Consider the following 11,567-nt stretch of genomic DNA (forward strand, 5'->3'; position numbering starts at 1 on the left):
GTAAGATACTATTATAATATGGTAAGATAGGAATACTCCCAACAGGTCATAGCCCATACTTTAGCCGACTAACAAAAACAAAAATTATAATGACAAATCTAAAGTTTAACAGCAAAATTCGTAGAACTGCACTTTCATGTCTTTTCTACCTTTTTTATTTGGGCCTTGTGTACGGGCAACAACCTACGAAAACTTCAAATCCGAACGATCAATGGACAATCAAATGGAGTGCTTCTGACGAATTCAAAAAAGCAGATCCCGACTGGGCAAAATGGATCAAGACAGGCAACCTCCCGAATACTACGGCGTGGAAATGGAACAATCAAAAAAACGTAAAAATAGCCAACGGGGTCGCCAAACTGACCATGAGACAGAATGAAAACAACACTCCCAACGGAGGTACCTATTTTACCTCTGGGATACTTAAGTCATACAACAAATTTACGTATGGATACTTTGAGGCAAAAATTCAGGGTGCCGATATAGGGGAAGGCGTATGCCCTTCTTTCTGGCTTTACAGTGATTTCGACTACTCCGTAGCCAATGGGGAAACGGTATATAGTGAAATCGATGTAGTTGAACTTCAGCAATTCGATTGGTATGAAGGCCATCAGGACGATATTCGCGACATGGACTTAAATCTACACACCGTTGTTAAAAAAAATGGACAGGGAGTTTGGAGAAGGCCTAAAATGTATCCTCAAGAACAATTGAACAAATGGAGAGCTCCATGGGATCCAAGTAAAGACTTTCATATCTATGGTTGCGAAGTCAACAAGAACGAAATCATATGGTATGTTGATGGTGTCGAGGTTGCCCGAAAACCAAATAAATATTGGCATCGCCCCATGAATGTTACCCTTTCGTTGGGACTCAGAAAACCTTTTGTAAAATTTTTCAATAATAAAAACAATGCCGTAAATCCAGAAACCGACCCCAAGGCAAGGGAAAAATTAAGGGATATGCCCACATCGATGTATGTCGATTACGTTAGGGTATGGGAAAAATCAAACACCGGAGCTTCCCAACTCAATCAAATCGCTACTAAGCCTACACTGGAAAAAGGCATACATATCTATCCAAATCCCTATAAGAACGGTCCGTTGACAATCGATTTCGGCAAACCCTTCAGCGGCGAAGTACATATCACAGGTTTAAACGGAAGAACATTTTTAAGAAAAAATGTTGTCAATCAAACTTCGGTTCAATTCCAAGAATCAAAACCTAAATTTAAGAGCGGTGTGTATATCGTTAAAATTAGTGGACCTGATGGAGAGGTTTCAAAAAAGATACTTGTGGAATAATTGAAATTTAATTTTTACAAAATTACGAACGGGCAAAGGGGTTCGGGTTCCCCTTTGCCCGTTTATAAAATAATGGACGGAAATGATTGTTCCGGCTTCTACCCTAAACAAAGGCCTGCCTTCCTTTTATATGTCATATTAGTTATGTACGGGTTCGATGCGTTCTTCGATATCCGCAACGAATTTTAGGATGGCATCACTAGAGATCAAATAGTTGGTCGCTCCATATTTTTTATCCATTTGCACCGCTAGGTCCTCTAACTTTCGGAGACTTTGGGACAATGCATTGCGGTTTTGCCTTGTCGGGCGATCTCGGTTGATGATATATCTCAGGTAGGCTTCTATATGGGGCATACTAAGTTTTACAAAGTCTTCCATAAGCAAAAATTGTCCCTTTACCTTTTGATACTCTTTTTTTGAGAGGATTTTTTTTACCGACTCTATATCTGAAATCGATTCACGGCATAAGGCCAAGGCCTCTTCACGTTCGTTCAGTGCCATTTTTATAATTTCTTCGGTAGGGTGATAGACGAATGCCTCGATCAGAGCATTGTTCTTTATATCATCGGGATTCCATTTGATCATTGATTTCCCGGTATGAAGCACTTGGGCCGTCATATAATCGAGTGAAGCCATCTTACTGTGTTCCTGCACCCAAACTCCCTTAAAGTAATACACTGAGTTAGCGATATCATCGGTCCGCTTTAAAGCCCTGACCATAGTTGGTGCCGCCTCCTTTCCAAATTTATCCATCGCCCAATCATCCCACACTTTCCGTACATCTACATAGGGGTCTTTCGCAAAGCGTGACAGGGCATATAGATTTACTTCATTGTAATTTTCGAACAGGGTCTGGTCCTTTTCCCAATAGGTACGCATGGCCAAAGTACGTATGGCCCTGTTGTGGTTTAAGGCATGCTGAACCCTGACCTGTATCTCCTCCGGAAAACAATAAGGAATAAAAGACCTCCCCCAATATTCCCCTACACCATCAAACAATAGAGAGGCCCTGGTATTTGTTTCCATCATTATACGATTCGGCCCCTTATACGGGTCCCAATCACCCGACTGGGACTTATGCACCATCAAAAAGGACTCATTTCTCCGTTCAAGTTCTTTCAACGACTCTAACAATAATTTTTCTTGGTAGGGATAATGGCTGAAAGTCAAAATGGAAAAATCCTTTTTCGCACGATTAGCGCCCCGTATCACGGCGGCCATAAACTCGGTCAAATAATCCGCTTGCGAATAGTATTGGTTTTCCCCTTTATGCCAAGTAAGTGGCTTTTGCCATTTGATTCCCGGAAAATAATTTAGGTCATCCAATATTGGGGTTTCCCATAAAAAATAATCCGTGGCATCTACCTGCGGAAATGTTTTAAAAAGAGCATAGGTCCTTTCCTCATAAAATTTCCACAATAGACCGTTTTCAAGATACCTCGCTTCTGGATAGAGGTTAAAAAAACTGTTCTTATCGTCGCTGTAATAATCCGTTGCGGGCAAACTGGGCTCTCCCCCACTCAAGGTAATTCTGATACCATGATCTTTGAACCATTGCAGCTGCCTTTCATATTTGGCTTTTTCTTCTAGGCTTCCCCCTTGTTCGATTTTTGAAAACCCTTCTATGTTGAGATATTTATAGGCTATGGCATTTCCTCCTCCGTAAATACGGACTTCCCTTACCCCGTATTGAAGAATTTTTTGCCGGGTCATTTCAAGGCTTGCCTCCAATTGGGGATCCATAAGGAGTCCCAATCTAAACCCAATGGCCAAATCGAGCCCAGAACGCTTGTCCGCATCTTTCTGGCCCTGTAAAGATGTACCGAGCATTGACAAAACGATCAAAGTGGCCAAAGCCTTCACTTTCAACATGGTGTTTTTATTTAGTTACAAACCTCATCTACGATTTTCCTTGACCGGGCCTACATAACCGCCTTAAAAGAACACCTGAACCGATTTTCCGTCCTTAATCGTTTTGTTCAGTATTACCGTTCCGTTAGTTTTAAGCACTGAGACCTTCAAGAGCCTTCCTTGCCTTTTTACGGAAATATCAAAATCTTCACCAAAGGCCTTTACTTTCTTTAAGGCCATATGATCCCATTCCGCAGGTAATCGGGGCGTACATTTAAAGCTCTTTAGCCCGGTAGGGACAATCCCGAAAATACCCTCGGTAAACACCCGACAATAGAGACCGCTTTCTGCAGATAATTGGGCCATGTTCCCTTCAGGATAGGCCTCTACCACATAAGGCACCCGATTCCCCAACAACCGCTTGTTTGAAAACTCCTCTAATTTCTCCAACGATTGGGCATTGGCCCCTGCCAAAAAAGTTCCCCTAAGGGCATATAGGGTGCCCCTGTCCCAAAATATTTCAGATATAGCCTTGTTCTCGTCGTTCTTTTCGACATGTACCCCGTTTTCCGACCATAGTTTATCAAACAGGGCCTGGATCGTTCCTTCCTTTCGGTCATATATGCCCGTAACCAAGGGTAAACATATCCAATGTCTCAGTTTCGTATGTCCATCATAATATCGATAGGTTTCCAATCCTTCGATGGTAGCCCCAAAATAGCTTTCGATATTCTTCTTGAGTGCCTTGGCCTGTTTTGTGTATGCACGCGTTGTACTACTACTCTCGTTCAGGGAATTTCCGAGACTTACCGCTAAGCCCAAGGCTCCGTAATACAGGCTCGAAGTTGACAAATTGGCCGTTCCCGTGGCTATCCTTCCTTCCATTTCATCCGATTCGGATGCCACTACCCCTGCACTGTTCAACTGTCTTCTATTGTATTCTAAACACCATTTTATCAATGGCCAAAGTTCTTTGCCTATTTCTTTATCGCCCGTACTCAAGGCAAATTGCGCGGCGCCATAAGCTATCATGGCCGCATCGCCACGATCTAAGGTGCTTTTGGGAGCGTCTCCCTCCATTTCAAAGGAATACGGTAAGTTGTTATACGCGTCGTTGATTTCTTTTGCAAATAGGCGATACACGTTCAATGAAGCGTCATTACCCGTATCATAGCCCAAGTATGGAAAAAAGGGGCCTACATATTCAGCTTGGTCATTCGCCCAAAAACCTACATAGTAGCGCCCTCCCCCCGGAGAATGGATCAACCCGAGTTTAGATTCAAAAATACTTTCGGAGGCCCTTATCTTAGAAAACCCGAATAAGGTGTTCAATGTTGGGTCGGGCGTTTGTAGTTCCAATGAATTTTTCATTTGGTCTAAAAAAGCCAAACGTTCATTATAGTATTCATTTCCGGAAATCTCGACTTTGGGTTCATTGTTCATGGTGGCCGAAATACCAATGGAAAAGGTATACGACTTAGCCGGTGCCAAGGTGGTTTCCTTCTCGATGTTCGACGCGACATGAATCGTATATACCCCTTTTGCCCCATCAAGGGTTTCCTTGACTTCCTTCTGCCCGCCATGTAACACGACCGGAGTGCTACCGGTGTTGGTCATTGTCCATTGTTCCACAAACAATCGTTGTCCCATGGAGGGAAAGAAAGTACGGATAAGGCTAACGCCATTTACCGCCTCGTGTACGATTTTCAACATGCCATTGATCCTTACCTCTTTTACGGGTCCGGGCACATAGATCCTATTCCCCATAGCGATAGAGGGTAGGATATTATCGGTGTAGACCCCTTTCAGGTAGGCGCGGTAGGCCTTCCAGTCGGCATCGTTGGTCTTTAGCAGGGTGCGTAACTGTGGGAAGAAAATTTCCCGGGAAATGGATACCTCCCTTTTTTCGTTAATGGAATAGCCGATAATACCCGAAACCCTTTTTCCCGACATTTCTATATTGTCTTCGTACGGATGGTTATAGCTCTGGGTAACGTCTAGCCGTATTTCATCGGTTTTTTCAATTGTCCAGTGTTGCCGCTCCTGCGCCATTTGCCCTTGCGATACCAAAAGGCCCACCATAATCATTAGCTTTTTTATTCCCATTGCGATCTGTGTTTTATTCAATTTCCCTTTAATCGATATCAAGTAACATCCAATTGTCATTGACTACGCCATCAAGTATATTTTCGGTACAGAGGTTCCAGCTTACAAAGCCGACTATATTTCCGTTTTCATCTACATGGTCATCACTGGGTGCCAATGGCTCACCGGTTTCCGCACTATAGTTTTCGTGCATTGTATCGTGTTTTTCAATATCCTTCAGCAACAAGGTACCCAAGGCTTCCCCCAACCAGGCCACTTCATTTTCAAAACCGTATTTCTTCAGTCCGATTGAATAGATATAGTTGGCAATCGGCCAAACAGGCCCTTGCCAATTGGAAAAAGGTACAATTATATTTTTGTTATTGTAATCGGGATCTTCTGCCGAAAGTGACCTAAAGCCGTACTCTGCCTTCATTTGCTTTGGATCCAACAAGTGATTTTGAATCATGGCCCTTCCCTCTTCTTGGGGGGCTATGCCCGCCATAAGGGGTACAAAGGAAGAGTAACTCACCCTTTTGTAAAAATGTCCGGTTTCACGATCGACCGTATAATACATTTGATCTTCCTTCGACCATAAATGGGTATTGATAGCTTTCTTCAGGGCCTCTGCTTTTTCTGCGTACACCTTGGCGTCATTTTCTTTGCCGAGCACTTTTGCAATGCCTGCTTGGGCAAGGTATTCTTTATATTGCAGGGTACTGGCATCGGGGGCCAAAAAAGAACGCTTGTCTTCTTGAAAATAATTCATGGCCGGATTATTATCCGCTCCACTTTGCATGGCGATATCCCAATAAAACAGTCCTGTTTTTTCATCTTGCTGGGTACGTTCGCGGTACTCCAATACTTTTTTCAACTGCCCGTAATAAGGTTGGGCCCAAGAAAAATCGTTTAACCCTTTTGACGACAAGTACACTCCTTGGGACAAGAACGGCTTCATTGCAAATTTCCCAAAAATAGGTCGGGGCCCCTTGGTAGTCGCACAACCGGAAACATAGCCTTCCTTATCGATTCCCTTGATAAGGTTGAGCGCCCAATATTTTAAATACTCAGGTTTTCCCTTACTGACAAAATAGTTGCCCATAAAAAAACCGTCCCAATCCCACATTTGTTTATAGAATCCGGAAGGGATGAGATATGGATATTCCAAATAGCCCTCGCCCGGTTGGATGACTTTCTTAGACTGCCCAACAAAACTCTTGCTCAATTGCGCATATAGCTCCTTTAGTTTTTCGTCATTCGAAAAATCATCTACTAGTTCCGTATTTACCATAGCTTCATTATTGGGTGATTTGTTTTGCTTACAACCCGCCATCATCCCTATGGTCATACAAAGTAGAAATGCTTTTTTCATCTATCTAATGATTTATTCGCCCCTTTCATAACTGGGCATATTTTTATGTAACAGGTCTCTTCCCTTTGTTATCGATTCAATTGAAAAGAACGCCCCAGTCCACGGTGCATTTCCTTAACGGTAGCCCCACGGACCAGCAAAAGCGTTCTCGTTCAACTCACAACTAACTCAATTCTATCTATTGCCAAACTACCAGTTCGGGTTATTGGGTGCCAAATTCGGGTTGATATCGATCTCACTTTGAGGTATCGGCCACAATTCGTTCTTGCCCGCTATAAAAGCGTAGCCTTTGTCGGTCATTACTTCTGCAGCCGTGCCCCAACGAACCAGGTCAAAATATCGTTTTTGCTCAAAACACAATTCTACCCTTCTTTCGTGGTAAATAGCCTCGCGCATTTGCTCTTTAGCAATACCCGCATCAATCAACGGTACATTGGCCCGTTTTCGAATAGGATTGATAAAATTGACGGCCTCACCCGTACGATCGAGTTCGTTCAAGGTTTCCGCTTTTAAGAGAAGTATATCCCCTAGACGTATGACTACGTAATTGTTATCGACAAAATATGGGGTTCCCGCCGTGTAATCGTCAAAGGCAACCAAGCCTTTTCTACAGTTGTAACCCGTAGGTGACCATTCTCCTTTATAGACATCCCCACTAAACAAATCGCCATCTTTTAGAACGGAAGCTTCCAATCGGATATCGCCCGGTTCAAATTCGTCTACCAAATCTTGGGTCGGCAACATAAAACCGATTCCACCCCAATCAATGTCGGAAGACCTAGGAGACATCCATCCGTTACGGTTATATCCTTCACGGTCACTGGCTCCACCTGTCTGGAAGTTTACTTGAAAAATCACTTCTTTGTTGGTTTCGTTTCCGATGCCGAAAATGGCGGAAAAATCATCGGAAAGATCATAGCCATAATCGTTGATCACACTTGTAAGCAAGGGGTCTGCTTCCTTCCACTTTTTCTGGAAGATATAAGACTTGGCCAACAAGGCCTTCGCCGCTCCTACGGTAGCCCTACCCAAATCGTTATCAGACAGACCATCAGGTGTTTTCAGCCCTTCCATGGCCGCTGTAAGATCGCCTTCGATGAATGCCCAAACCTCGGTTTCCGGACTTCTTGAAATTTCATAATCTTCAGGACTGTTCGGTTCGGTGACAATGGGTAAATCGCCGTAGCGAATCACTAAATCAAAATAACACAAGGCCCTAAGAAACTTGGCTTCGGCTACCAATGTTTTTTTAACATCGGCATCAATGCTCTCTTCGGTCATTTCCTGAATTTTTTGAATCGCCAGGTTGGCCCTGAATACAGGTACAAAATAAGCCTTCCATTTGTCTACGAAAATGTGGTTATCGGCCGATGCAATAAACTTTTGCACTTGATCCATACCCGGTTGATCCGAAGGTCCCCCCCCTCCTTTTTCCGCATCGTCCGATTGTACATCTTCTACAATAGACATGGCTCCATAGAGGGTATAGCTCTGAATTCCGTCGTAAATGGCATTAACGGCCTGTGTGGCCTCTTCTTCATTGGTATAAAAAGTACCTACGCTCAGCGAACCCAAGGGTTCCTTATCTAAAAAAGAATCGTCACAAGCGTATGTGCCTAAAGCCAGTAAAGTGATATATATGTATTTCTTCATGGTTTCGTTTATTTGAATTATAAGGATAAGTTTACGCCCAGTACCAAAGAACTCGCAACAGGGTATTTGGCCCTATCGACACCAAGGTCTGTTCTAGACCCCTTGGTCTGGTACATCTCTGGGTCATAGCCACGGTATGAGGTGAACGTATGTAGGTTCTCGGCACTGACATAAAAGCGCAGGCGGTCTACTTTCAATTTTTCCAAAACACTTTTCGGCAAAGAATAGCCCAACTGTACGTTTTTGATTCTTATAAAAGAACCATCTTCGATCATACGAGAAGAACTTCTTGTATTTTGGTTTACATCGTCACGGGTCACCCTTGGTACAGAATTGGAAGTTCCTTCACCCGTCCATCGGTTCAAGATATTGCTCCACTTGTTATAAGGTTCCGAGGCCGTCTCTATCTGACGAATCATACCGTTGTAAATATCATTCCCGTAAGAACCGTAAAGACGTACGCTAAAGTCTACATTTTTGTAATTGGTCTGTGCATATGCCGAGAAAGTAAAATCGGGATTGGGATCACCGATATAGGTACGGTCTTTATCGTCAAGAACACCATCTTCGTTTACATCTACAAAGCGAATATCACCTGGTTTGGCATCGGGTTGCATGCCATGCGCGGCAACATCGGAATCGTTTTGAAAAAGTCCGTCCGCTACATATCCGAAAAATTGACTAATAGGCTTGCCCACTTCGGTACGGGTCCAGCGTTCCCCCAAATACGCTTGATCGCTCCAAATATAATCGACACTTCCCAGGTCTTTTACTTCGTTCCTGATCTTTGTAAAGTTACCACCGATATTGTACGTAAATGCTTTATCGGAAGGCGATTGATAATCTAGGGCCAATTCAATACCGCTGTTCCTGATCTTACCAACATTGGTATAGGCCGTTGTTGAGTAACCCGAGGTAGCCGGTGCCGGCAAGGTCAACAACATGTCTTCGGTATCCTTGATAAAATAATCGGCCGTCAATGAAACACTACTATCGAACAATTTTAGGTCAAGTCCGAAGTTGCTCTGAATCGTAGTCTCCCAGGTAACATCGGGATTGGATGCGGCATTAGGCGCATAACCCGGCACGGTTGCCTGTGAGGTACCAAAAGGGTAGTACACCAAATCTAGGTTATTGGCCCACGGGTAGTTGCTATAAATATCTTGGTTCCCCAATTTACCGTAACTGGCACGTAGCTTTACGTAGTTGAACGTCTTTGTATTATCGTAGAAACCTTCTTCACTCATGATCCATCCGGCAGATACGGAAGGAAAAGTACCGAAGCGGTTAGACTCACCAAATCGGGAAGAGCCATCTCGCCTTACATTGGCTTGAAAAAGATATCGGTTTTTAAAATTATAATTAAGTCTACCCAAATAAGACATTAGGGCATATTCCGAAGTTCCGCCACTGTTGTCCCTTGTTCCAGTTCCTGCATCTAGGTACCAGATGTATTTTTGGTTATTGGGAAAGTCTTTTCTACTGGCATTTAAGGTTTCATACCTATTTTCTTCCTTAGTAATACCCGCCAAAACATCAAAATGGTGGTCTTCTCCCAAATCGAATGTATAGTTCAGCGTATTCTCCCATACCCAAGTGGTATAGATCGAAGAGGTTTCGGAGAGTTGGTTTTGGATGGCTTGTGAACTACCCTCGGTATATGTAGGGTCGAAATCCTTTCCTTTAGAGTATAGAAAATCATATCCAAAGGAACTTTTAAAAGTAAAATCTTTAAAAGGCTTATACTCTAAATACGAATTTCCGAGCACCCTATAGCTTTTTCTGCTATCGTAGTTCAACAAGGCCAAACGCAATGGGTTACCACCATCACCAACATATTCCGCAGGACCGATGTTTCCTCCCCAATCGCCATTGGCATCCTTTACGGGCACCATAGGTCTTTCCCGTAATGCGCCAAAAAGAACACTCGTCCAAGAATGGTCATCGGGCACTACGTCTTGTGTATTGGTAGTCAAGGACAGATTGGTGCCCACCTTGAACTTATCGGAAAACTTGGTACTACCATTGATACGGGCCGAGATTCTTTCAAATCCACTTCCCACAACAATACCCTCTAGGCCGTAATACCCTAATGAAAATAGGTAGTCTGATTTTTCAGATCCTCCCGAAAAGGTAAACTGGTGGTTTTGGATAGGCGCATTTCTGAATACCTCATCTTGCCAATTGGTATCGGTTGGATTGGCCGTACCCGGTCCGTACTCACTGGGGTCTCCCCAAAACTCATCGTCAGGTAGGCCTGAGTTTCTGTACGCCTCTTTAGTGATCATCACATAATCGTGTGAATTCAATACATCGATCTGGTTGGCCGCTTGTTGAAAACCGTAATAGCTCTCAATATTGATCTTAGATACACCGGCCTTCCCTTTCTTGGTCGTAATTATGATTACCCCATTGGCCGCCCGTGCGCCGTAAATGGCCGATGCCGCGGCATCCTTAAGTATGGAAATCGAAGCGATATCCGATGGGTTTACCGAACTGATTCCCGATTTAGTTGGGAATCCGTCAATAACGTATAAGGGGTCGTTGTTACCAAATGTACCCGTACCCCTAATCCTAACGGCAATGCCTCCTCCCGGCTCACCGGAATCGGCGGTAATCTGCACCCCGGCAACTTTACCCTGAAGCGCTTGTGAAACCGTAGGAACCGAACTTTCCTTTAAAACACTTTCATTGACAAAACCGACACTTCCGGTAAGATCTTTAACCTTTTGCTTTCCGTACCCAACGACCATTACCCCTTCAAGAGAATTGGCCTCAGGCTCCATTTGCACCATAATATGCGATGATGTACCTACACTGACCTCTTGGGTCTTATACCCTAAGTATGATATTACCAATACCGCATCTCCCTCAGGTACTTGAAGTGTAAAATTTCCGTCAAAATCGGCAGAGGTACCCTTCATGGTACCTTTGATCACGATTGACGCTCCAGGTAAAGGTATACCCTGGTCATCTACAACGTTACCCGTTATTTCTTTGTCTTTCGCATCCGTAGGGAATGGCGATTTGTAGTTTGCATTCGCGTTATACGCAAAAGCAACACAGCAGATTAAAAAGCCGACAACCTTGGCTTTAGGGAACATGCCCCTAATTTGTTTCATCATAGATTTAAAATTTTAAGTTAGCTAGGTTCAAAAACCCGTTTGAACGGGCTTCGCAAACACCTTCCCAAAAGAATCGATTTGCTTCCGGTAAAATTATCGGAATGACCGGCCTTAAAACTTATACCTACGTATCAAATACTTGTAAAATAGTATCAGACCCCCATAAAACAAGGGCAT

General features: G+C 43.6%; 6 protein-coding genes. 1 reads left to right on the forward strand and 5 read right to left on the reverse strand.

Going from position 1 to position 11,567, the window contains the following annotated elements; genetic code table 11:
- Nucleotides 1–89: 89 nt before the first annotated feature.
- Entirely contained in the window at nt 90–1,304 is a 1,215-nt protein-coding gene (locus BW980_RS20140) for a family 16 glycosylhydrolase (protein WP_076456958.1), read from the forward strand.
- 138 nt (nt 1,305–1,442) lie between these two features.
- Here BW980_RS20140 and BW980_RS20145 read toward each other — a convergent pair whose 3' ends face one another.
- From BW980_RS20145 to BW980_RS20165, 5 genes are all read right to left on the reverse strand, one after another.
- Complete coding sequence (locus BW980_RS20145) at nt 1,443–3,176, reverse strand: hypothetical protein (RefSeq protein WP_076456959.1); 1,734 nt, start codon at nt 3,174–3,176, stop codon at nt 1,443–1,445.
- A gap of 63 nt (nt 3,177–3,239) precedes the next feature.
- The gene (locus tag BW980_RS20150) at nt 3,240–5,261 is read right to left on the reverse strand and encodes a hypothetical protein (protein WP_083690562.1); all 2,022 of its coding nucleotides are present in this window, start codon (nt 5,259–5,261) and stop codon (nt 3,240–3,242) included.
- A 28-nt stretch (nt 5,262–5,289) separates the two neighbouring features.
- Nucleotides 5,290–6,612, reverse strand: coding sequence for an MGH1-like glycoside hydrolase domain-containing protein (locus tag BW980_RS20155; RefSeq protein WP_083690563.1), 1,323 nt, complete (start codon nt 6,610–6,612; stop codon nt 5,290–5,292).
- Between the two features lie 189 nt (nt 6,613–6,801).
- Complete coding sequence (locus tag BW980_RS20160) at nt 6,802–8,265, reverse strand: RagB/SusD family nutrient uptake outer membrane protein (RefSeq protein ID WP_076456961.1); 1,464 nt, start codon at nt 8,263–8,265, stop codon at nt 6,802–6,804.
- A 17-nt stretch (nt 8,266–8,282) separates the two neighbouring features.
- Nucleotides 8,283–11,390 carry a SusC/RagA family TonB-linked outer membrane protein gene (locus BW980_RS20165; protein ID WP_083690564.1) on the reverse strand — a complete coding sequence of 1,036 codons (3,108 nt, stop codon included), beginning with the start codon at nt 11,388–11,390 and terminating at the stop codon, nt 8,283–8,285.
- Nucleotides 11,391–11,567: the final 177 nt, after the last annotated feature.

This window comes from Zobellia uliginosa, from assembly GCF_900156625.1.
GTDB classification, from domain to species: domain Bacteria; phylum Bacteroidota; class Bacteroidia; order Flavobacteriales; family Flavobacteriaceae; genus Zobellia; species Zobellia uliginosa.